This window comes from Micromonospora sp. NPDC047465 (assembly GCF_040643125.1).
In the GTDB taxonomy this organism is placed as follows: Bacteria; Actinomycetota; Actinomycetes; order Mycobacteriales; family Micromonosporaceae; genus Micromonospora.
On record NZ_JBEYTP010000034.1, the window covers coordinates 57,637 to 78,590 of the forward strand.

The window sequence follows — 20,954 nt, forward strand, 5'->3', positions numbered from 1 at the left end:
GCAATCGCTTGCATTCCGTGTCGGTGGCTAGAGTAGCGGCACGCTTCACATTCAGCGAGCGCGGCGACACCCGAAACAGGAGGACCGAATGAAGCGGCCGACGATCTACTCGATCGCAGAGGCGTGTGGCGTGTCCGCGTCGACCGTCTCGCGTGCCTTCAGCCGGCCGCACGTGGTGAACGCCGAGCTCCGGGAACGCATCCACGCCGCGGCCCGCGAGGTGGGCTACCAGCCCAACAAGGCCGCGCGCGGCCTGGTGACCGGGCGGACGGGCCTGATCGGACTGCTCGTCCCGGACATCACCAACCCGTTCTTCCCGCCCCTGGTCCGGGCCATCCAGCAGGCGGCCGACAAGCTGGACTCCTCCGTGCTGCTCGTCGACACGGAGGAGAGGGCCGCCGCGGAGCCCCAGCTCATCCGTCACCTCGCCGGCCAGGTCGACGGCCTGCTGCTGGCGTCGCCCCGGTCCTCGTCCGGGCTCAAGGACAAGGTGAACGACCTGCCGTGCGTCGTCATCAACCGGCGGATCCGGGGGTTGCCGGGCGTGACCTGCGACAACACGCGCGCCCTGCAGGCCGCCGGCCGGCACCTGGAGCAGCTGGGTCACCGCCGGGTCGCCATGATGCGCGGCCCCTCCGCCTCGTGGGCGGCACGCCAGCGGGCCGACGCGATCCACGCGTGGGCGGTCCGGTCCGACGTCACGCTGGTCGACCTCGGGCCCTTCGCGGCGTCCTTCGAGGGTGGGCTGGCAGCGGCGAGGGCGCTGCTGGACACCGATTGCACCGCCACCTTCGCGTTCGACGACCTGATGGCGTGCGGCGTCCTGGCCGGACTCGCCGACGCCGGGGTGCGGGTGCCGGAGGAGCGCAGCGTGATCGGCTGCGACGACGTGCTGCTGGCGCGTACCGTCACGCCCCGCCTGACGACCGTGACGGCCCCGGTGCAGCGACTGGGGCACGTGGCCGTGGAACTGCTGCAGCGCTGCGGCTCGGGTGAGCCGACCGCGGAGATCCGCCTCGACGGCGAGCTCACCCTCCGCGCCTCGACCGGTCCCGCCGCCTGACCGCTGCCGCAACGTGTTGACCCGCCGACGCTTCGTCGTTAGTGTCTGTGCAACCGATTGCAGAGCCTGAGGAGACGGAATGGGCGTGCCGGCGGGGCTGAGTGCGGACGACGTGACCCTGCACGTGACAGCGGATCCGGCCGGCGCCGGCGCCGGCGCCGCACGCGTCGCCGCAGACGTCATCCGTGGCGCGATCGCGTCCCGTGGCAGCGCCCGGATCGTGCTGGCGGCGGCGCCCTCGCAGCAGGAGATGCTCGCGGCGCTGGTACGCGATGCCTCGATCGACTGGTCCCGGGTGCACGCCTTCCACATGGACGAGTACGTGGGACTTCCGCAAGCGCATCCCCAGGCGTTCGGGCAGTGGTTGCAGGAGCGGTTGGCGGTCGCCGGGCTCGGGTCGTTCACGCGACTGCGGCCCGAAGCGGACCCTGTCACCGAGGCCGTCCGCTACGCCGCTCTGCTGGCGCAGGGCCCGATCGACCTCACCTGCATGGGCATCGGCGTGAACGGACACATCGCCTTCAACGAGCCCGACGTCGCCCGCTTCGACGACCCGGCCGCCGTGCGGGTGGTCGAACTCGACCCGGTCTCGCGTCAACAGCAGGTCGACGAGGGGTTGTTCGCCCGGCTGGAGGACGTGCCGGCCCAGGCGGTCACCTTGACCGTGCCGACGCTGCTGAGCGCGAACTCGATCGTCGTCACCGTGCACGGCCGGCACAAGGCGGCCGCGCTGAGGCTCGCCCTGACCGGACCCATCGGCCCGGCCTGCCCCGCGAGCGCGCTCCGGACGCACCGGTCGGTGACGGTGCACGCCGACGCGGCAGCCGCGAGCGGCCTGGACGAGCTGACGTGACCCCAGCGGGGCAGCAGACGCGCGTCGAGGGCCGGCTCGCCGACGGTCGCCCCGTGCGGCTGCGGATCTCCGGCGACCGCATCTCGTCCATCGAGGAGACCGAGCCGACGCCGGACCAGCCCACGATCCTTCCCGGGCTGGTGGACCTGCAGGTCAACGGATTCGCCGGCGCGGACGTCAACGCCGACGACGTGTCGGTCGCCACCGTGGTCGAGCTGACCCGGTCGCTGTGCCGGTGGGGCGTCACGTCGTACTGCCCCACGATCATCACGGCTAGCCAGGAGAAGATCCTCTCCACGCTCGACGTGATAGCCGCCGCCCGCGCGAGCGACCCCCTGGTCGCCGAGATGGTCGTCGGCGTACACGTCGAAGGCCCCTACCTGGCCGACGCGGACGGCCCCCGTGGCGCGCACGACCGGCGGCACGTCCGCGACCCGGACCCGCGGGAGCTCACGCAGTGGCTCGACGTCGCCCCGGGCCTGGTACGCCTCGTCACGCTGGCGCCCGAACGGCCCGGCGCGACGCGGTACGTCCGCGCCGCCACCGAGGCCGGGATCGTCGTCGGCCTGGGACACACCGCCGCGACACCGGAGCAGGTGCGGGCGGCGGTCCACGCGGGAGCACGGCTCTCCACCCACCTCGGGAACGGGTCGCACGCCGTCCTGCCGCGGCATCCCAACCACCTGTGGGCGCAGCTGGCGGCGGAGGCCCTGACGGCGAGCTTCATCGCCGACGGTCACCACCTCCCCGCTGACACGTTCACCGCCATGGTGCGGGCGAAGGGCGTCGAACGCTCGGTACTGGTCAGCGATTCGGCGGCCCTCGCCGGCTGCCCGCCCGGCGAGTACCGCACCCCGGTCGGCGGCTCGGTCACCGTGGACGCCGACGGCCGGCTCAGCCTGACCGGCACCGAGTTGCTGGCCGGCAGCGGCCGTTCGCTGTTCGACTGCGTCCGGTGGGCGCTGCGGCAGACCAGCTTCGGTCTCGCGGAGGTGTGGTCGATGGCGTCGACCGTGCCGTCCCGGCTGCTCGGATCACCCGACCGGGGAGTCGTCGCCGTGGGGGCCCGAGCCGACCTCGTGCTCGTCCGCGGACCCGACGGCCCGCCACGGCAGGCGGAACCCCGGCTGCTCGCCACGATCGTCGGCGGCGTGGCCGTCCATGCCGGCAACAGCGCATCTGCTGAGTGCGTCAGGGCCGCCGGATGACGACCGATTCGGCTGTCGACCAGGGCCGGCCACCGGGCTGACCGGTCAGCCGCCCCCTGGCCGTGCTGCCGAACCTGCCGCACTGCCCGGTCAGGTGTGCGGGCGGGGCGCCACGAATCCGGGAGCCGGCTGCGGGGACGTGCCGGTCACCTGCTTGATGATCTCCGCGGCGACGTCACGCAGTTTGCGGTTACGGTGCTGGGACGCCTGCCGGAGGAGGGCGAAAGCCTCCGCGGCGGTGCATCGCTGCTGGCCCATCAGCACACCGAGGGCCTGGTCGATGACGCTGCGGGAGGCCATCGCGTCGGTGAGCTGCCGATGCAGTAGTGCCTGGTCGGCCTGGCGGAGCATGACGGTCAGCGCGGCTGTCCCCTGGTCGGTGAACGTCACGGCCTGCCGGCGTGCCCGCTCATCGAAGGCGGCGGGACCGGTGCCGTACAGGTTCAACGCGCCGACGGTCTCGCCGTCGACCGTCATCGGCAGTGACAGCGAGCTGACAATGCCGAGCCGGAGCGCGTGTTCCCGGTAGCGGCACCAGCGGCCGTCCTCGCGCAGGTCGACGACCTCGACGGCCCGTCCACTGCGCAGGGCCTGGAGGCAGGGACCCTCGTCGGCGCCGTACTGGATCTCGTCGGCCTGGGCGGCGAGGTCGTCGCTGGCGGCGACGGTGAAGACGCCACCGTCCCGGCGCACCGTCAGCCCGCAGGCCACGGCGGGGGTGACGACCTCGGCCGCGACCCGGACGACCTGGTCGAGGAACACGTCGACGTGAGGCGAGACGACGAGCAGGGCGAGCAGCCGGCCGTACGCCGAGGCCAGGTGCGAATCAGCAGCATCGGACACCACCGCTACCTCCTGAAACCGTGTCCGTGGGTTTCCACTGAAGGGACGTACCGTCCTGGCCCGCTCCCTGAGGAGCGCCGGTCGGGTGTATCTGATCAACGCGCGCACGCGCTCGGACGGGGGGGGTGCGCATCGGACGGGACGCGGCTAGGGTCGACGTGGGTTCGGACATGAGCCCAGGACCAGTGCCGCCCACCGACGGTGGGCCGAGCACCGACCCGGTCCGGACATCCTCACCGAGGAGCAGCTCATGTCCGTCCATCAGGCGCCGCACCCGGCACCGTCGGAAATCACCCGCCAGTCCATCCTGTCCCTCACGGTCGTCGCGGAGGGCCCGGTGACGGTGGTGGAGGTCCGCGGGCCCATCGACATGGGCACCGTGGACCTGCTCGTCGACCTCGTGGACCGGGTGACGTCCGGCCGACCGCTTCCGGTGCTGGTGCTCGACCTGAGCGGGGTGAGCTTCTTCTGCGCGGCCGGGATCACCGCGCTGCTGACCGTGCGCCGGCGAGTCGCCGCACGGGGCTGCTCGCTGGTCGTGCGCAGGCCGTCCCGGATCACCGTCGCCGTCCTGGACATGGTCGGCCTCAGGGACGAATTCACCACCGAGTGACCTGCCTTTCGCTCCGCTCTCCGGTCGTACGCCGGGCTGGCGGACCCGTGCTGTCCCTCGGCCACGGGTCGACCTCGCCTGCTGGCAGACGTACCCGAAGTTGATCAACCTAAACCTGGCGGGTCGCCGAGCGGTCGAGCAGCGTTGCGCAGGCTCCGCCTGCGGCATTGGGGCCAGGGCTACCTGGCCTCCTGGGCGGCCTTTCTCAGGTCTGGGCTTTACGAATCCGCGTCGTCGAGGTTGCCGGCGAGCGAGTCCGGGACGCGCATACGCCACGCGTCGGTGACGAGTTCCTGCAGGCGGTCGACGGTCACCTGCGCCAGCCGCAGCATTACCAGGGGCAGCCCGTCGTACGCGGGCGTGGTGAAGAAGACCTCGGGCTCGCCGAGGAGCAACGCCTGCTTCTCCGCTTCGTCGCCGACGTACAGCACCGCGATGTCGGTGCGGATGAGGCGCGGCGCACCGGGTCTGCGCTCCGGGTAGGACCAGACGAAACCCTTGTCGGCTACCCGGAAGTCGAAGCCGTCACTGTCGATCTCGACCACGTGAGGCAGCGCCAGTGCCAGGCGACGGACATCGTCGGCATCAGCCATCGAGACTGCTCCAGGACATCGCTCCCACACGCGCAGACTAGTTGTAGTGACCATGAGCGTTGTTGACGGCGTGGCGGCTTGATACGAGATGAGACCTCCGGCGAGGTGTGAGGTGCTGACGCCCACTACCAAACCGGAGCTCTCATGGCCCACCGTAACGCCCGGCTGACCGTGCACGGCCGGCGGCTGCTCATCGCGCGTGTCGTCGGTGAGGGCCGCCCTGTCGCACACGTGGTCAAAGAACTCGGCTGCTCACGGGCGACCGGCTACAAGTGGCTGGCCCGGTGGCGGGCCGAGGGAGACACGGGCCTGCGCGACCGCCCCGAGTACCGCCCACCGCCTGCCCGGCAAGACCCCGTCCGCGGTCGAAGCGGTGATCTGCCAGCTGCGCCAGGACCGCAAACTCGGCCCACGACGCCTCGCCCCGCTGGTGGGCGTGCCCGCCTCGACAGTGCACGCGGTGCTGACCCGCCACGGCCTGCACCGCCTGGCCTGGCTCGACCGACCCACCGGCGAGCCCGTGCGCCGCTACGAACGCCAGCGACCCGGCGAGCTGATCCACGTCGACGTCAAGAAACTCGGCCGGCTCCGCGACGGCGGCGGCTGGCGGATACACGGCCGCGACAGCCTCGAATACCGCCGCGCCCGCGGCAGCACCCGAGTCGGCTTCGACTACGTGCACTGCGCCGTCGACGACCACACCCGCCTGGCCTCCGCCGAAATCCACCCCGACGATTTGAAGGAGGCGGGCGATCTGCCACTGCCGTATCCGCAGGTTGTGCCGCCGCCCCGCCCGTATTTGAAGGACACCGCGGGGGTCGCCGACGTGCAGCACCCCCACCCGCTGCCGGACGGCCCAGGTGACGACGGTGCGGGCGGCTTCGTGTTGGGCCTGCCGTACCCGCCGCCGCCCGGCTGAGGTCACGCGTCGAGAAGCCGTCCCACCAGTCGGCGAGGCCCTCGGAGCGGCCTCGCCACGGTTGCGGTGGCCTCGGTCGGTCGCCGGCGGTGGAAGCCCCCGTCAGCGGGTCTGCCGTCGCAGGGGCCCGGAGTGGGTCACCCGACAGAAACGGCGGGCAGTACGTGTGGCATCGGCGGGAACCGGCATGATGAGCCGGTGAAGATCCTGTCCATCCAGTCTTCGGTCGCCTACGGCTACGTCGGCAACTCGGCGGCGGCCTTTCCCCTTCAGCGGCTCGGGCACGAGGTCTGGCCGGTACTGACGGTCCATTTCTCCAACCACACCGGGTACGGCGCGTGGCGAGGGCCGCTGCTGGCGCCGGCCGACGTGGCCGAGGTGATCGCGGGCATCGCGGACCGCGGGGTCCTCGGCAGCGCCGACGCGGTGTTGTCGGGCTACCAGGGCGACCCGGCGATGGGCGCGGTGATCCTCGACGCGGTGGAGAAGGTCAAGGCGGCCAACGCGGATGCCGTGTACTGCTGCGACCCGGTGATGGGCGACGCCGGCCGCGGGATGTTCGTCCGGCCCGGCATCCCGGAGTTCATGCGGGACGTCGTCGTCCCGCGTGCCGACATCATCACCCCGAATCACTTCGAGCTTGACTTCCTCGCCGGCCGTACGACGAACTCGCTGGCGGAGTTGCTGGACGCGGTCGACGTGGTCCGCGAGACGGGGCCGCGGCACGTCCTGGTCACCAGCGTGCTCCACGGCGACGTGCCGGAGGGGTCGCTGGAGGTGGTGGCCGTCTCGGACGAGGGTGCCTGGGCCGTGACCACGCCACTGCTGCCGATCAGCCCGAACGGCGGCGGTGACGTCACCGCGGCGCTGTACCTCGCGCATCTGCGGACGACGGGCTCGCCCGCGACGGCACTGGAACGCACCATCGCCTCCGTCTTCGCCGTACTCGAGGCGACCCTCGCGGCCGGCACCCGGGAGATCCAGCTGATCGCGGCCCAGGACGCGATCGCCGAGCCGCCGACCAGGTTCACCGCCCGGCGGCTGCGCTGACCGTGCGCATGGCGTCGTACGTCTGACGCCTCGCCGGCGGGTCGTGGCCCGGCCACCGGAGAACAGCCGGCCGGACGGGCCAGAGCCCGTCCGACCGGGATCGGACATGGCCCGGTCATCGAGCAGCACTGGCGAACGGCCGCGCAGGCCCCGTGGCCGGCGACTGCGTGGCGGAGCGGCGCGGGAGCAGGAACGGGGTGGCCAGGAGCAGGACGCCGGCGACACCGATCGCGACGCGTACGTCGGTGGCCCCGGCCAGAACGCCCCACAACGCGGTGAGCACCGCGATCGCCCCGGTGCCCGTGATGTTCCACGCGACCAGCACGCGGCCGACCCGGTCAGCCGGTACCCGCTCGAGTCGCTCGGTGGCGAACAGCGGGTTGAACAGGCCCATGCAGGTGATCAGCCCCAGTTCGACCGCGATCACCAGGACCACGCCGGCCGCGCCGGGCGTCACGAAGAACAGGCCGATCGGCCACAGCGCGCGCAGCACCCCCGAGACGAGCAGGACCCGGCGGCGCCCGTAGCGGGCTTCCAGACGCGGGGCGAGCTGGGCGCCGACGAATCCGCCGACGCACGGAAGCCCGAACGCCAGGCCGTACTGCCAGGCCGCCCAGCTCAGGTCGCCGAGGAGCAACACGGCCAGCAGCGGTTCGGTTGCCATGATCAGCGCGTTCACGGCCACGGTGTTCAGGAAGAGCGCGCGCAGTTCACGGTCGGCGAGGATGAACCGCCACCCCTCCGACAGGTCCGCACCGCGTAGCCGGGTGGCCGTCCCGCGCGCCGGGCGTGGTTCCCGCTCCCGGATCATGCCGATCCCGAGCGCGGACAGCAGGAACCCGGCCGCGTTGGCGATCAGGGTGACAACCGGTCCGATGAGACTGATGGCCGCCCCGCCCAGGGTCGGCCCCACGGCGGTGGCCGTCCAGGTGGTCGACTCGAAACGCCCGTTGGCGGCCAGCAGCTGGTCGGGGCGCACGATCGACTTCAGATAGGCGCCGCTCGCGGAGACGAACGCGATGTTCCCCGCCGCCCCGATCACGGAGACGATCAGCAGCTGGGTGTAGGTCAACAGCCCGAACGCGAAGGCGATCGGGATGCTCAGCAGGGCCGCGAACCGGACGACGTCCGCGGCGATCATGACCGGCTTCTTGCGCTGCCGCTCGACCCAGGGGCCGAGGGGAAGTGCCAGCACCGCACCCACCGCCAGCCCCGCCGCGGCCAACGCGGAGACCGCGGCCGGGCCGATGCCGAGCACCTGGATCGCGATCAGCGGGAACGCCCCGAACCCCAACCAGGTACCCATGGTGCTGGCCGCGAACGCCGACCACAACCACCCGAACGAACGCCCCAGACGTTGCCCCACGCCGATCCTCCCGTCACAACCAATCGTTGACGGCGACGATTCGACCAGCTCGGATTGCCAGGAATCCAACAACGAACGCGCTGGCGAGCCACAACCAGCGTTTGTGTAGCCGTATGATCTGGGCGTGGACATCGAGGCCGTGCGCACCTTCGTCGCCGTCGCCGACGCAGGACAGTTCCAGGAAGCGGCCATCGACCTGGAGATCACGCAGCAGGCTGTCTCCAAGCGCGTGGCCAACCTCGAACGCCGCCTCGGCGTCACCCTCTTCACCCGCACCGCCCGTGGCGCCCAGCTCACCCTCGACGGTCAGGCATTCCTCCCGCACTCCCGCGAACTACTCCGGGTTGCCGAACGGGCCGCCGCCTCGGTCCGGCCGGGCGAACGCGCGCTGCGCGTCGACGTCCTCAACCGACGCATCGCCCCGGCCGTGACGATGCAGCGCTTCTACCGGGCGCACCCGGGGACCGAGCTCGACGTCGTCACGCTGTCGAACGCCAACGTCGAGACGGCCATCGAGGCCGTCCGCGCCAGGGAGATCGACGCGACCTTCCGGGCCGTGCCCGTACCCGCCCGCGAGCTACCCGACGGCATCCTGGTCGAGCGGGCCCTGGACGACCCGCTGCAACTGCTCGTCGGCCCCGCCCACCCGCTTGCCGCTGCTCGTTCGCTGACCCCGGCCGACCTGGCCGGGCACCGCATCTGGATTCCGGGCATCAAGCGGGGCACCGAGTGGGCCGCCTACTACGACGAGCTCACCGAAGCGTTCGACCTTCGGATCGACGCGATCGGCCCGAACTTCGGCACCGAGGTGTTGCTCGACGCGATCGCCGACTCCGCCGACCTGGCCACCCTCGTGGGCAGCGGTGACCGGTACATCTGGCCAACCACCCACGACCTGCGTCGCATCCCGCTGCGCGGCCCCACGCCGGTCTACCCGCACTCGTTCGTGTACCTCGCGGGCAACCCGCACCCCACCCTCACCGCGCTCCGGCAGCACCTGACGGCCGCCCGGCCGGCCACTCCAGCCGAGGCCTGGGTGCCGAGCTGGGCCAGCCGCCGCGCCTGACGCCGGACGGCACGCGCTCCGGCGTCACCCCTGTCTCCGATGAGGCAGTACGGGTCGCTGTTCGCGGAGCCGGAGGGGACGTTGCCGCCGGCAACCCACGTTGCGCGGACCCGTGCCGACCGGTTCAGCCCACGTGACGTCGAGCTGCCGGGCGCGCGGCCCGCGACGCGCGCCGGGTACGTGGCCGGTCGGACCCGTTCCATGATGATTCGTTCCGTGGTCGGTGCGGCAGAGGCCGGGCCGGGGTTGAACCTCTCCCAGGGGGAGGGTCGAGGCTGTTGGAGGCGTCGGTGACGGGGTTGATGCCGATCGGGGTGTTCGCGCGAGCGACCCGGTTGTCCGTTCGAGTGCTGCGTAACTATGACCGGCTGGGTCTGCTCGTCCCGGCGTCGGTCGATCCGAATACCGGCTTCCGCCGGTACAGCGTCGACCAGTTCCACCGAGCGGGGCTGGTCCGGCGGCTGCGAGAGCTGGAGGTGCCGTTGCCCGAGATCGCCGAGATCCTGGCGGCCGAAACCCCGGAGCAGACCCGCACCGTCATCGAACGGCACCGGGAACGCGTGGCCGCGCGGGCGGCCCGGCTCGACGAAATCGCCGGGCGGTTGGGGGCCGTGCTGGCCGAGCCGGGACGCGTGCCGGGCTGGCTACACGTGTACGAACGGTGGCGCGATCCCCAGCCCACCGCTCGCATTCTGGTGCGTACCCCGCTGAGCGGGCTGGCCGAGGCGCTGGCGCCCGGGTTCGCGCGGCTGTTCGCCGGCCTCGCCGCGCAGGGGATCGCCCCGGCGGGGCCGGTCGGGACCCGATACCTCAGCGACGACCTCGACGCGGCGGAGTTGGAGGTGGAGCTGTTCGCGCCGGTGGCGCGCCCGCCCCGGCCGACCGCGGCGATTGCGCCCGGGGAACTGCCGGGCTGCCTGCTCGCCGCGAGCGTCCACGAGGGCGGCTACGACGACATCGAGACCGCCTACCGGTCGCTGGGACGCTGGATCGCCGAGCACGACCGGGCGCTGGTGGGCCCAGCCGAGGAGCGCTACCTCGTATCGCCCGCACCCGGCACACCCACGGCCGCGCTCCGCACGGAGATCGCCTGGCCGGTCCGACCCCCGTCCGGCCCGCCCCGACCAGCAGACCAGGAGACCGAATGATCATTGAGAACGTAGCGTTCCCCGCCGGTCAGCACTGCGAGACCACCACGCTCGGTGCCCTACTGCGCCACGAGGGCGTCGACCTGTCCGAGCCCATGCTGTTCGGCCTCGGCGAAGGTCTGGGCTTCGTCTACTGGGACGCCAAGAACATGGACCTTCCGTTCCTCGGCGGCCGCACCAAGCCGACCACGATCACCCGAACCGTGGCCGACCGGCTGGGCCTGACGCTGCACATCCAGGAGACCGCCTCGCCCCGTAAGGCCTGGCAGAACGTGGTCGCCGCCCTCGCCGCCGGGCGCCCGGTCGGCCTGCAACTGGACTCCTACCACCTGGACTACTTCAGCACGAAAGTCCACTTCGGAGCCCACTTCGCCGCGATGTACGGCTACGACGACACCCACGCCTACCTGATCGACACCGCCCAGCAGGGCGGCACCGTGACGACCACGCTGACGAGCCTGGAACGGGCCCGCAACGAACGCGGACCGATGACCGCCCGCAACCTCTCCTACACCATCGCCAGCCCCACCGGCCGGCCCGATCTGGGCCACGCCATCCGGGCGGCCATCCGCAACAACGCGCACGCCTTCCTCAACCCACCCATCGCCAACCTCGGCCATCGCGGCATCGACAAGGCGGCCCGACAGGTGGCACGCTGGCTCGACCGCTCCCGCGACCCGTCCCGCGACCTCCCGCTGGCCGCAGCGCTGATGGAACGCGGCGGGACCGGCGGCGCCCTGTTTCGCGCCATGTACCGCGACTTCCTCGCCGAATGCGCCACGATCGTCGGCGACGACAACGTCCGCCTCGGTCACCGGCGGTACGCCGAGATCGCCCCGTTATGGACCGAGGTCTCCCACCACATCACGGCCGCCGGAGAAACCGGCGACCCGGACCACCTGACCCGAGCCTCGGTACTCCTCACCGAACTCGCGGCCAGGGAGCGCCACGCCATGCAGATCCTGACCGGCATTCGCACCGACTGACCACCTCGACGATCGAGGCTCCCGTACCCGCTCGAACACCGCCCACCTCGGCACGTCCGGATCGCACGACCACCGGTTCCGGCGGGGGATTTCAGCGCACCGCGAGGAAGCCGTAGCGGGCGCGACGGTCGGTCATGTCCCGCTTGCCGGCACGACTCCCGCCACCAATGCCCGCAACGCGGCCAGCGACTGCTCGATGTCGACCCGGTCGGGCGCCACCAGCCACTGCTGGTGGATGCCCATCCCCGCCCCGACGATCGCGACTGCCAGCGCGTCGGTGGACAAGCCGGCCGGCGGCGCGAATCGGTCCAGCCAGCGCTTGCAGTGACCGCGCAGGGTGTCGTGGATCGCCACGTATCGGTCATGGATGGGGGAGTCCGGCTCCATCGCCTCTACCTGCAGCGTGACGAACAGTCTGGTCGTGGGCCGCGTGAACAGCGCGCCGAGCCCCTTCATCAGGTGGTCCAGCCCGGTCTCCGCGCCTGGGCCGGGCGCCTCGCCGAGGCTCGCGTGGAGCAGGTCCACCGACCGCTCGAGGACCGCCAGCAGCAGACCCTCCTTGCTGCCGAAGTGCCACGGAATGGAGCCCCGACTGATCCCGGACCGCTCGGCCACGTCGGCAAACGTCGTCTGCCGGTAGCCCTTGGTCGCGAACAGTTCCGCCGCCGCGGGTTGGCCGAGCCGGTACGGGCACGGCGGTTGACGCGCCGCAAGCCGGCCGGCAGGGAGCGACCTGCGGCGCGAGGCGCCGGCCCGCGCACCCCCCGACGCCAACATGGCCGGGGGCATCGACTGGCCGGCTCCCGGTCTCCAGAATGGAGTGATGACAGCCGACGCGACCCCGCGACGACATCCGCTCCTGCCCGTCCTCGCCGGTTCCCGAGCCGTCCTCGTCGGCCGAGACACCCCCGACCCCGACGCCGACCATGGCTTCGGCCACGGCTACGAGTCGGCGGTGGAGGCGACCAGGGCGTTGGCCCGCACCCTCGTCTCCCCGAACATCGGCACGCCCTTCCTCGAAGCGCACACCGAACAGCTCGTGCGCGGGGAGTCCCCCGACGCGGTGATCGACGCCGTGCGCCGGGCCGCCGCGGCGGCGTCGGACACGTTGCTGTTCTCCTACGCCGCGACCGGCCCGGAACACTGGGAGACCCCCGAGGGCGCGGAGCAGCAGACCGAGGATCCGGGCAGCCGGCGGTCCGTGCTCAGGAGGGTCGCCGACCTGATGCGGGACAGTGCGGCCACCCGACTCGTCGTCCTGCTGGACTGCGGTTCCGCGCAGATCGCCGCGCGGCACTTCACCCGGCCGGACCCACCGGCCGGTCACCGGCACGGCGTACAGTTGTCGCTGCTGGGCGCTGGCCGGGTGATGCTGTTCGGGAGCGAGATCGACCCATTTACGAGCACCCTCACCAGAGCGCTTCAGGCAGGGGTCGACGGCGGCCCCGAGGCCCTGAATCTGGTGGCGCTCGGCAATGCGGTGCGGGCCAAGTTCACCGAGCTGCGGTACCAGGTCGAGAACGAGTACATTCCGGGAGCGAAACAGCTACTCGTCCACGGCGGCTGCGAGGTGGCACTCGGCATCAATCGGGCCTTTCCGCCCGATGACCGCGACGTCGCCCTGCGGTACCCGCCGCGCTATCCCGGCGCCTTCTTCGCCCACCCCGACGCCGTGAGTGAATTCGAAGGCTACTGACCCGACGACGCCGGGCCCGGGCGCTCCACCACGTCGGATCGGCGCGGGGGACAGTGGCCCGCCGAGGCCCCATGGGCCGGCTAGTGCGCTGACCACAAACGTTTGCCGGCTCTCGAGGTGCGGGTCCACGAACGTTGCCAGTGTCGCGGGGAGGTCCAGGGAGGCGATCCGGCACACCTCCAACGCCGCCGGTGGTGGTCTGGACCGGCGCAGCGAACGTCCCTGGAACCGCATTAGCATCGATGCGGCGCGGGCGGGGCACTGTCCGACTGGAACGGGGGGCCGGTGGGCGCGGCGAGGCGGAGATCGCTCCGGCGGTGGGCCGGTGTGCCCCGGTGGGTTCGGGTCGTCGTGATCGCCGCTGTCTGCCTCCTCGCGTACGGCGGGATCGTCCACCTGGGCGACCTGCTCGGCGTCCGGCCGGGTGGTCCGGGCCAGTCCACCCCCACCTGGCTGATGGTGTACTTCACCTCGCTGGCCGTGTTCGATCCGCTCGCGGCGCTGCTGCTGGCGCTGCGCCGGATCGAAGGGCTGCTGCTCGGCTGTGCCTTGTTCGGCAGCGACGCGGCGGCGAACGGGTACGCCAACTACGTGCTGGACACGGTGCCGGGGATCACGCCTGGCCGGATAGGGCAAGCGGTGATCACGGCGCTCGCGGTCGCCCTGATCGCGGCGGCGCCCAGGGTCGCGCCCTGGCTGCACCGGCCAGGACGTGCTGGCTAGCGTGCTATCCATGAACGTTCACCGGGTCTGATCGGTCAGGCGGCTTTGGTGTGAGGCCGGCCCCAGCGGTGTTGGCGTTCGCTGCGGACTCGAGCGCGTTCCCGGCGTTGAGCTGCCAGAACGTCGGGATGACGGGCCCTGGCGTTGCGCCATCGGAGGTATGCGCACGAGGTACCAGTCATCCGTACCGGGCGAAGATCCTCCGTACGACGGCCAGATCATCGCCCTCGTCGGCGTCGATGAGCCAGTCGGACGTCTGATCCTCCACAACGGATTCCGGGGTGAGGAAGTCGTGACCGAAGCGGTAGACAGCCGGGCTGTAGTCGAATCCGGGCCCGATCATCGGGTCGATACCCGTCTGATCGCAGTGGTCCAACAGACCTTCGGCCACCCGCCACTGCTCGTCGTCGAACCAGAACACGCCGCAGGCGGAGTGGATCCGCTCGCCGGTCTCCCGATCGGTGACATTGCTCGACTCGTTGTTGGGCGGGCGGTTGCGCACCAGGCGAACCAGGTCCTCGGGGACGTCTCGGTAGAGCGGCTCCTGCTCGACGTACTGGTCCCAGCCCATGCTCAGATCCGCCTCGGGATCGAGGTCAGCAGCAAGGCGCGCCCGTTCGGGACGAAGTACCAGACGGTCGACTGGTACAGGATGGACCGGCCCCTACCACGATTCTGACCAGCCGACCTCTCAGCCGGGCACGCGTACGATCGCCCTGCCCGGCTCCGGCACCGGCCCACGCGACGCAATGGAGGCTCGTGATGACAGAAGAGATTCCACCCGGCGGACGGGTGCTGTTCATCGGCGACAGCATCACCGACGCGGGACGCAACCGCGAGCGGTCCGACGACCTCGGTGGCGGATACGCCATGATGGCCTCGGCCTGGTTCACCGCCCGGCACCCGCAGCACGCCGTCACCTTCCTCAACCGGGGCGTCAGCGGCGACCGGGTCCGCGACCTGCGCGCGAGGTGGAACGACGACTGCCTGCGGCTCGCGCCGCAGGTGGTGTCGGTGCTGATCGGCATCAACGACACCTGGCGCCGGTACAGTGCCGACGACCCCACCACCGTGGAGGAGTTCGAACGCGACTACCGGCACATCCTCGACCTGACCCGACGACGGCTCGACGCCGCCGTCATCCTGATCGAGCCCTTCCTCATCCCGCTCGACGACGGACAGCGGGCGTGGCGCGAAGACCTCGGGCCGAAGGCCGACGTGGTGCGCAAACTGGCCGTCGACTTCGACGCGACGTTGGTGACGGTGGACCACCTGTTCGGTGCCGGAACAGCCGACGAGCAGGTCTGGACGGCGGACGGCGTGCACCTGACGCAACCGGGTCACGCCCTGCTGGCCCAGCAGTGGCTGCGGGCGGTCGCCGCCCGGGACCTGGCAACCGCCCCGACAGCCGTCCCGTGACGATCCGCGAGAGGAGACGGCGGGACCACGGATGTCCGCCGACGGGCTCTCCACCGGGCTCGTCGGCTGGCGGGCGCTGACGGGATCGCCGGGCGAATGGACGACGACCAGCGCGGAGTGCACCACGTCTCGGTCGACAGCCGCGCGTAACCGTCGGGCCGCTACCCGTCGCCGGCGGGGCGCTCGCGCACGACCAGCTCGTCGATCTCCAGCCGGCCGATGCGCAACTCCCGCACGACCGCCCGACGGATCGCCAGCCGACCGATGGCCAGCGCCCCGACGGCGACGGCCCCGACGGCCAGCGCGCCCACGGCAAGCGCTCCGAGCGACGCCGCGCCCGCCGCCGTGCCGACGGGCGTCCCGCCGCCCGCGCGCCCCGTACCGCTCGTGTCATCCGCTCATTGTCCGTGCGGCGCCGGCCCGGCGCGCCCGAATCTGCGCACCGACGGGCGTCCGTGTCCGCCCTGGGCGTGATCGGGGGCGCGGCCGGGCCTGGCGAACGCGGCGGAGCGGGCGTGACGGGAGGTCCGCGATGTCACCGCCTGGCCCTATCCTCGGGCCCGTGACCGCCGACCTGCGCCTGCGCCCCGTACGCGACGACGACCTGCCCCACTTCTTCGACCACGAGCAGGACGTCGAGGCCAACTGGATGGCCGCCTTCGGCCCGGAGGACCCGACCGACCGGGCGCGGTTCGACGCGCACTGGCGCCGGGTCCGCGCCGACGAGCGGATCGTCGCCCGCACGGTCGTCGTCGACGACGAGGTGGTCGGCCACGTGACCGCCTTCCCGGTCGACGACAAGACCGAGGTCAGCTACTGGATCGACCCGCGCCGCTGGGGCCGGGGCTACGCCACCGCCGCGCTCGGCGCCCTGCTGCGCGAGCTGCCCCAGCGGCCCGTGCACGCCCGCGCCGCCAAGGACAACCGGGCCTCGCTCGCGGTGCTGCGCAAGTGCGGCTTCGTCGTCACGGGCGAGGACAAGGGGTACGCCAACGGCCGCGGCGTCGAGGTGGAGGAGTGGGTGCTGGAGCTCGCCGACCGCTGAACCGGCCCCGCGCCCACCGAGCGGGCTGACCCGGGTGACCACTACTCTCGCGGGGTGGACTGGCTGGAACTCATCGGCTGGACCGGCTCGGCGCTGCTGGTCTGGTCGCTGCTGCAGACGCGCATCCTCCGGCTGCGTGCCCTGAACCTGCTCGGGTGTCTGATCCTGATCGGCTACAACGCCGCCGTGCAGGTCTGGCCGATGGTCGGGCTGAACGTCGTGCTGGCCGTGATCAACGTCTGGTACCTGCGCGCCATGCTCGCCACCCGCCACGACGAGGCGACCTACCAGGTGGTCGAGGTCGGCGTGGACGACCAGTTCCTCGCCCACACGCTGCGCGTCCACGGCTCGGACATCGCCCGCTTCAACCCCGGCTTCCGCTGGCCGCCCGGCACCTCCGCCGAGCGCTCCGCCTTCCTGGTGCTGCGGGCCGACGAGGTGGTCGGTGTGGTGCTGTCGCACGCCGAGCCGGACGGCGTGGCGCAGGTCGACCTCGACTACGTCACCCGGCGCTTCCGGGACTTCACCCCGGGCGAGTTCGTCTACCGGCGCAGCCGCCTCTTCACCGACCGGGGGTTCCGACGGGTGGTCACCCCGCCCGGCATGGTCGCCCCCTACTACCACCGGCTCGGCTTCCGCCCCGAGGGCCGCTCGTACGTGCTCGACCTGACGGCCCCGCCGGTCGCCGAGCGGGCCTGACCGCCTCCCGGGCGGGCGAGGATTCACCGGCCGGCCCGGTGGGCACAGATCGGCCTACGCCGGCCGGGTCCTTCGGCCGGCGGTGCCGGTCGTGCGACGGGCACCGGTGGCGCGTGAGGAGAGCCGGGCGTGCAGAGCATCTGGAGCCAACTGGCCCTGGTCGGTTTCCTGGTCGTCCTCAACGCGGTCTTCGCGGGCAGCGAGATGGCGCTGGTCTCGCTGCGGGACAGCCAGGTCCAGCGGCTGGAACGCACCAGCCGCGCCGGCCGGGTGCTGGCCCGCCTCGCCAGGGACCCGAACCGGTTCCTGGCCACCATCCAGATCGGCATCACCCTCGCCGGCTTCCTGGCCTCGGCCGCGGCGGCGGTGTCGCTGGCCAGGCCCCTGGTGCCGCTGCTCGGCGCGCTGGGCGGCGCCGGCCGCCAACTGAAGGCGGTGCTCGTACCACGGTTGCAGGTCTTCACGCTCGACAGCGGAACCACCGCGGAGGCCGCGCGGCTGCTGCTGGCCGCCACGGGCCACTCCCGGGCGCCGGTGGTCCGGCACGGCGGCCTGGACGACGCGGTCGGAGTGATCCACCTGCGCGACCTCGTCGGCGTCCGCGACGGCCGGCCGGTCGACGAATGCGTCCGCCCGCCGATGCTGCTGCCGGACTCGCTGCCGGTGGTCGACGCGCTGCGCCAGTTCAAGGCCGAGCGTCAGCACATCGCCCTGGTGGTCGACGAGCGGGGTGCGGTCGACGGGATCGTCACCCTCGAGGACATCCTGGAGGAGATCGTCGGGGAGATCTACGACGAGACCGACCGGGACGTGCGCGCCGTGCGCACCGAGCCGGACGGTGCCATGCTGCTCCCCGGCACCTTCCCGGTGCACGACCTCACCGACGTCGGGGTCGAGCTGCCCGGCCGCCCCGGCGGCGACTACACCACCATCGCGGGCCTGGTGCTCACGTGCCTCGGCCACATCCCCACCGTCGCGGGGGAGAGCGTGACCGTGGACGGCTGGGAGCTGGAGGTGGCCCGCATCGACCACCGCGCGATCACCGGCGTCTGGGTGCGCCGGCCGGGCCGCCGCGCGACGACGTCGGGGAGCCGGTGCTGGACGAGGCCCGCGGCTGAGCGTCGCCACCGCTCCCCGGCCGGGGTGCGCGTCAGGCGGGGGTGAGGTTCTGCAGTCGCACCTGGCCGCGGGCGACGAGCTGGGCGTCGGCGTCGGTGATCTCCACCTGCCAGAGCTGCTGGCTGCGCCCCCGGTGCACGGGGGTGCCCACAGCGGTCAGCTCGCCGTCGCGGACCGCGCGCAGGAAGTCGGTCTGGTTCGACACGCCGACGACCCGCCCCCGGTCGCCCAGCCACACCGACCCGCCGACGCTGGCCGCGGTCTCGACCACCGAGCAGTACACGCCGCCGTGCTGGATCCCGAACGGCTGGTGCAGGTCGGGGCGGACCTGCCAGCGGATCACCACGCGGTCCCCGCTGACCTCGTCGAACTTGAGGCCGAGCAGGGCGACGAAGCCGCCCGTCAGATCCGGCATGTCCACGGCGTTCCCCTTCCCGATCATGGCGTCGCCAGCCTACGCCGCCGCCCGCTGCGCAAACCCGCTACGGCAGGCGCCCGGTCATGGGGGAGAATGGGTGACCGTGACCGACAGCAGCCTCCCGCCGCCCGGGCGGGACTCCCTGACCGATGACCTGCGGTGGCGCGGCCTGATCCAGGACTCCACCAACCTCGACGAGCTGCGTACGCTGCTCGACGGCAGTGCCGCCACCTACTATGTGGGCTTCGACCCGACCGCGCCGAGCCTGCACGTCGGCCACCTCATGCAGGTCACCACGGCCCGTCGGCTCCAGCTCGCCGGGCACCGGCCGCTGCTGCTCGTCGGCGGCGCGACCGGCCAGATCGGCGACCCGAAGGAGAGCGCCGAGCGGACCCTCAATCCGCCCGAGGTGGTCGCCGGCTGGGTGGCCCGGATCCGCGACCAGCTCGCCCCCTTCGTCTCGTACGAGGGCGAGAACGCCGCGCAACTGGTCAACAACCTCGACTGGACCGCCGAGATGTCGGTGGTCGAGTTCCTCCGCGACGTCGGCAAGCACTTCCCGGTCAACAGGATGCTGGCCCGGGAGGTGGTCAAGGCGCGGCTGGAGAGCGGGATCAGCTTCACCGAGTTCAGCTACCAGCTGCTCCAGGCCAACGACTTCTTCGAGCTGCACCGCCGGCACGGCTGCCAGCTCCAGTTCGGCGGCTCCGACCAGTGGGGCAACATCGCCGCCGGGGTGGACTACATCCGCCGGCGCGGCGCCGGCCCGGTGCAGGCGTTCACCACCCCGCTGGTCACGAAGTCGGACGGGACGAAGTTCGGCAAGACCGAGGGCGGCGCCATCTGGCTCGACCCCGAGATGACCAGCCCGTACGCGTTCTACCAGTTCTGGGTCAACGTCGACGACCGGGACGTGAGCCGTTACCTGCGCTACTTCAGCTTCCGTTCACGGGAGGAACTGGAGGCGCTGGAGAAGGAGACGGCGGAGCGGCCGGCCGCCCGGGCGGCCCAGCGTGCGCTCGCCGAGGAGCTGACCACGCTCGTGCACGGCGAACGGGAGATGGCGCAGGTGGTCGCCGCCAGCCAGGCGCTCTTCGGCCGGGGCTCGCTGGAGGAGCTCACGCCGGCGACGCTGCGCGCCGCGCTGACCGAGGCCGGCCTCGTCCACCTCGACGAGCTGCCCGACGTCGCCGGGCTCCTGCGCGATTCCGGGCTGGTCCCGAGCCTGAAGGAGGCCCGCCGGGTGATCGCCGAGGGCGGCGCCTACGTCAACAACAACCGGGTCACCGAGACCGACGCCACCGTGAGCCCCGAGGACCTGCTGCACGGCCGGTACCTGGTGCTGCGCCGCGGCAAGCGGTCGTTCGCCGGGGTCGAGCTGCGCAACTAGCCGTACGCCCGCGCGAGTGTGACGGGCGACGCCCCCGGCGGATTTGACGATCAATCCGCCGGGGGCGTAACTTTCTCTCTGCCAGCGCGGAACGGACGAAACGGGGCGAAAGTCCTGGAGGCCGGAGCGTGGGAATGAGCTTCCGGTTCGGGGGGTTGTGCTTCTCGGACCCGGGACCGGGCGGTGCCCCGGATTCGCCGATGAGGTGGATTTGGTGGGGCGGAGCTGACCGGGTATGGTTCGACGCCGGCAGGGAACCGGGCGTGTTCGCGGGAGACCGTGGCGGCCGGTCTGTCGGAAGCCGCGATTGGAATCGGTGGAAGCCGGTCTGGTCGTGGTGCCCGGAAATTGGGTTGAAGTGGTGTGGATCGCGGCAGAGCGGTTTGACACGGCGGAATCCGGCGGGTAACGTAGTAAAAGTGCCCGGCGCGAGAGCGGCGGGGATGTGAACGAAATGCCCCGGGTCGGGGGTCCCACGGTGTGGGGTGTCCGGGCGGTGTGTGGTTGTTCTTTGAGAACTCAACAGGGTGCTTGATAAGCCAGTGCCAAATTGATTTATACCCCGGACTGGCCGAGCCTTTTGGTTTGGTTGGTCTTGGATTCCTTTGGCAACACATGTTGTCGGGATGACTGTTTCAACAGGTTTTTGTTGGAGAGTTTGATCCTGGCTCAGGACGAACGCTGGCGGCGTGCTTAACACATGCAAGTCGAGCGGAAAGGCCCTTCGGGGTACTCGA

Annotated in this window: 22 protein-coding genes, 1 rRNA gene and 2 pseudogenes; 17 read left to right on the forward strand and 8 right to left on the reverse strand. The window is 71.6% G+C overall.

Going from position 1 to position 20,954, the window contains the following annotated elements; all coding sequences use genetic code 11:
- The first annotated feature begins 88 nt into the window (after positions 1-88).
- The 3 genes from ABZ793_RS25795 (at position 89) to ABZ793_RS25805 (ending at position 3,124) form a co-directional block, all read left to right on the forward strand.
- A complete protein-coding gene (locus tag ABZ793_RS25795; protein WP_357461795.1) occupies positions 89-1,063 on the forward strand; it encodes a LacI family DNA-binding transcriptional regulator in 975 nt (324 codons plus the stop codon).
- A 79-nt stretch (positions 1,064-1,142) separates the two neighbouring features.
- Complete coding sequence (locus ABZ793_RS25800; RefSeq protein WP_357461796.1) at positions 1,143-1,916, forward strand: 6-phosphogluconolactonase; 774 nt, start codon at positions 1,143-1,145, stop codon at positions 1,914-1,916.
- Positions 1,913-3,124 carry an amidohydrolase family protein gene (locus tag ABZ793_RS25805; protein WP_357461797.1) on the forward strand — a complete coding sequence of 404 codons (1,212 nt, stop codon included), beginning with the start codon at positions 1,913-1,915 and terminating at the stop codon, positions 3,122-3,124. Before ABZ793_RS25800 ends, ABZ793_RS25805 begins: the two co-directional genes overlap by 4 nt.
- 90 nt (positions 3,125-3,214) lie before the next feature.
- Here ABZ793_RS25805 and ABZ793_RS25810 read toward each other — a convergent pair whose 3' ends face one another.
- On the reverse strand, positions 3,215-3,970 hold the full coding sequence (locus tag ABZ793_RS25810) for a GAF and ANTAR domain-containing protein (protein WP_357461798.1): 756 nt from the start codon (positions 3,968-3,970) through the stop codon (positions 3,215-3,217).
- A gap of 247 nt (positions 3,971-4,217) precedes the next feature.
- Between ABZ793_RS25810 and ABZ793_RS25815 the strand changes: the two genes are divergently transcribed.
- Entirely contained in the window at positions 4,218-4,580 is a 363-nt protein-coding gene (locus tag ABZ793_RS25815) for an STAS domain-containing protein (RefSeq protein ID WP_357461799.1), read from the forward strand.
- Positions 4,581-4,798: 218 nt separating this feature from the next.
- Here ABZ793_RS25815 and ABZ793_RS25820 read toward each other — a convergent pair whose 3' ends face one another.
- Positions 4,799-5,173: an MmcQ/YjbR family DNA-binding protein gene (locus tag ABZ793_RS25820; RefSeq protein WP_357461800.1), complete on the reverse strand. Its 375-nt coding sequence runs from the start codon at positions 5,171-5,173 to the stop codon at positions 4,799-4,801.
- A 144-nt stretch (positions 5,174-5,317) separates the two neighbouring features.
- Here ABZ793_RS25820 and ABZ793_RS25825 point away from each other — a divergent pair.
- A pseudogene (locus ABZ793_RS25825) lies at positions 5,318-5,909 on the forward strand (leucine zipper domain-containing protein); the annotation flags it as partial.
- A gap of 381 nt (positions 5,910-6,290) precedes the next feature.
- Positions 6,291-7,142, forward strand: a complete 852-nt coding sequence (pdxY, locus tag ABZ793_RS25830; RefSeq protein WP_357461801.1) for a pyridoxal kinase PdxY — start codon at positions 6,291-6,293, stop codon at positions 7,140-7,142.
- Positions 7,143-7,257: 115 nt separating this feature from the next.
- Here the strand turns inward: pdxY and ABZ793_RS25835 are convergent, their stop codons facing one another.
- A complete protein-coding gene (locus ABZ793_RS25835; RefSeq protein WP_357461802.1) occupies positions 7,258-8,655 on the reverse strand; it encodes an MFS transporter in 1,398 nt (465 codons plus the stop codon).
- Here ABZ793_RS25835 and ABZ793_RS25840 point away from each other — a divergent pair.
- From ABZ793_RS25840 to ABZ793_RS25850, 3 genes are all read left to right on the forward strand, one after another.
- Positions 8,633-9,574, forward strand: a complete 942-nt coding sequence (locus ABZ793_RS25840) for a LysR family transcriptional regulator (RefSeq protein WP_357461803.1) — start codon at positions 8,633-8,635, stop codon at positions 9,572-9,574. The genes ABZ793_RS25835 and ABZ793_RS25840 overlap by 23 nt on opposite strands.
- Before the next feature lie 290 nt (positions 9,575-9,864).
- Complete coding sequence (locus ABZ793_RS25845; protein ID WP_357461804.1) at positions 9,865-10,722, forward strand: GyrI-like domain-containing protein; 858 nt, start codon at positions 9,865-9,867, stop codon at positions 10,720-10,722.
- Positions 10,719-11,708 carry a BtrH N-terminal domain-containing protein gene (locus tag ABZ793_RS25850; RefSeq protein ID WP_357461805.1) on the forward strand — a complete coding sequence of 330 codons (990 nt, stop codon included), beginning with the start codon at positions 10,719-10,721 and terminating at the stop codon, positions 11,706-11,708. The genes ABZ793_RS25845 and ABZ793_RS25850 overlap by 4 nt, the downstream gene beginning before the upstream one ends.
- A gap of 132 nt (positions 11,709-11,840) precedes the next feature.
- On the opposite strand, the gene ABZ793_RS25855 is transcribed toward ABZ793_RS25850, so the two are convergent.
- Positions 11,841-12,497: a TetR/AcrR family transcriptional regulator gene (locus ABZ793_RS25855; RefSeq protein ID WP_357461806.1), complete on the reverse strand. Its 657-nt coding sequence runs from the start codon at positions 12,495-12,497 to the stop codon at positions 11,841-11,843.
- A gap of 34 nt (positions 12,498-12,531) precedes the next feature.
- On the opposite strand from ABZ793_RS25855, the gene ABZ793_RS25860 reads away from it, so the two are divergent.
- Positions 12,532-13,404 carry a hypothetical protein gene (locus ABZ793_RS25860; protein ID WP_357461807.1) on the forward strand — a complete coding sequence of 291 codons (873 nt, stop codon included), beginning with the start codon at positions 12,532-12,534 and terminating at the stop codon, positions 13,402-13,404.
- Between the two features lie 327 nt (positions 13,405-13,731).
- Complete coding sequence (locus tag ABZ793_RS25865; protein ID WP_357461808.1) at positions 13,732-14,127, forward strand: hypothetical protein; 396 nt, start codon at positions 13,732-13,734, stop codon at positions 14,125-14,127.
- Between the two features lie 35 nt (positions 14,128-14,162).
- On the opposite strand, the pseudogene ABZ793_RS25870 reads toward ABZ793_RS25865, so the two are convergent.
- A pseudogene (locus ABZ793_RS25870) lies at positions 14,163-14,288 on the reverse strand (IS630 family transposase); the annotation flags it as partial.
- Positions 14,289-14,305: 17 nt separating this feature from the next.
- Positions 14,306-14,698: a hypothetical protein gene (locus tag ABZ793_RS25875; protein ID WP_357461809.1), complete on the reverse strand. Its 393-nt coding sequence runs from the start codon at positions 14,696-14,698 to the stop codon at positions 14,306-14,308.
- 191 nt (positions 14,699-14,889) lie between these two features.
- Here ABZ793_RS25875 and ABZ793_RS25880 point away from each other — a divergent pair, with 191 nt between their 5' ends.
- The gene (locus ABZ793_RS25880; RefSeq protein WP_357461810.1) at positions 14,890-15,546 is read left to right on the forward strand and encodes an SGNH/GDSL hydrolase family protein; all 657 of its coding nucleotides are present in this window, start codon (positions 14,890-14,892) and stop codon (positions 15,544-15,546) included.
- 161 nt (positions 15,547-15,707) lie between these two features.
- Here ABZ793_RS25880 and ABZ793_RS25885 read toward each other — a convergent pair whose 3' ends face one another.
- Positions 15,708-15,857, reverse strand: coding sequence for a hypothetical protein (locus tag ABZ793_RS25885; protein ID WP_357461811.1), 150 nt, complete (start codon positions 15,855-15,857; stop codon positions 15,708-15,710).
- 251 nt (positions 15,858-16,108) lie between these two features.
- Here ABZ793_RS25885 and ABZ793_RS25890 point away from each other — a divergent pair, with 251 nt between their 5' ends.
- The 3 genes from ABZ793_RS25890 to ABZ793_RS25900 all read left to right on the forward strand — a co-directional run bounded on the left by ABZ793_RS25890 (position 16,109) and on the right by ABZ793_RS25900 (position 18,454).
- Entirely contained in the window at positions 16,109-16,591 is a 483-nt protein-coding gene (locus tag ABZ793_RS25890) for a GNAT family N-acetyltransferase (protein ID WP_357461812.1), read from the forward strand.
- A gap of 54 nt (positions 16,592-16,645) precedes the next feature.
- Positions 16,646-17,290, forward strand: coding sequence for a hypothetical protein (locus tag ABZ793_RS25895; protein WP_350709856.1), 645 nt, complete (start codon positions 16,646-16,648; stop codon positions 17,288-17,290).
- A gap of 129 nt (positions 17,291-17,419) precedes the next feature.
- A complete protein-coding gene (locus ABZ793_RS25900) occupies positions 17,420-18,454 on the forward strand; it encodes a CNNM domain-containing protein (protein ID WP_357461813.1) in 1,035 nt (344 codons plus the stop codon).
- Here ABZ793_RS25900 and ABZ793_RS25905 read toward each other — a convergent pair.
- On the reverse strand, positions 18,441-18,851 hold the full coding sequence (locus tag ABZ793_RS25905; RefSeq protein ID WP_357461814.1) for a PaaI family thioesterase: 411 nt from the start codon (positions 18,849-18,851) through the stop codon (positions 18,441-18,443). The genes ABZ793_RS25900 and ABZ793_RS25905 overlap by 14 nt on opposite strands.
- A 79-nt stretch (positions 18,852-18,930) precedes the next feature.
- Between ABZ793_RS25905 and tyrS the strand changes: the two genes are divergently transcribed.
- Positions 18,931-20,217, forward strand: a complete 1,287-nt coding sequence (gene tyrS / locus ABZ793_RS25910; protein WP_357461815.1) for a tyrosine--tRNA ligase — start codon at positions 18,931-18,933, stop codon at positions 20,215-20,217.
- A 646-nt stretch (positions 20,218-20,863) separates the two neighbouring features.
- Positions 20,864-20,954 (forward strand): 16S ribosomal RNA (locus tag ABZ793_RS25915); the annotation flags it as partial.

Coding starts and splice junctions, on each gene's coding strand:
- ABZ793_RS25795 (WP_357461795.1), top strand. CDS start 89: ATGAAGCGGCCGACGATCTACTCGATCGCAGAGGCGTGTGGCGTGTCC.
- ABZ793_RS25800 (WP_357461796.1), top strand. CDS start 1,143: ATGGGCGTGCCGGCGGGGCTGAGTGCGGACGACGTGACCCTGCACGTG.
- ABZ793_RS25815 (WP_357461799.1), top strand. CDS start 4,218: ATGTCCGTCCATCAGGCGCCGCACCCGGCACCGTCGGAAATCACCCGC.
- ABZ793_RS25820 (WP_357461800.1), bottom strand. CDS start 5,173: ATGGCTGATGCCGACGATGTCCGTCGCCTGGCACTGGCGCTGCCTCAC.
- ABZ793_RS25850 (WP_357461805.1), top strand. CDS start 10,719: ATGATCATTGAGAACGTAGCGTTCCCCGCCGGTCAGCACTGCGAGACC.
- ABZ793_RS25855 (WP_357461806.1), bottom strand. CDS start 12,497: ATGCCCCCGGCCATGTTGGCGTCGGGGGGTGCGCGGGCCGGCGCCTCG.
- ABZ793_RS25860 (WP_357461807.1), top strand. CDS start 12,532: ATGACAGCCGACGCGACCCCGCGACGACATCCGCTCCTGCCCGTCCTC.
- ABZ793_RS25875 (WP_357461809.1), bottom strand. CDS start 14,698: ATGGGCTGGGACCAGTACGTCGAGCAGGAGCCGCTCTACCGAGACGTC.
- ABZ793_RS25880 (WP_357461810.1), top strand. CDS start 14,890: ATGACAGAAGAGATTCCACCCGGCGGACGGGTGCTGTTCATCGGCGAC.
- ABZ793_RS25905 (WP_357461814.1), bottom strand. CDS start 18,851: ATGATCGGGAAGGGGAACGCCGTGGACATGCCGGATCTGACGGGCGGC.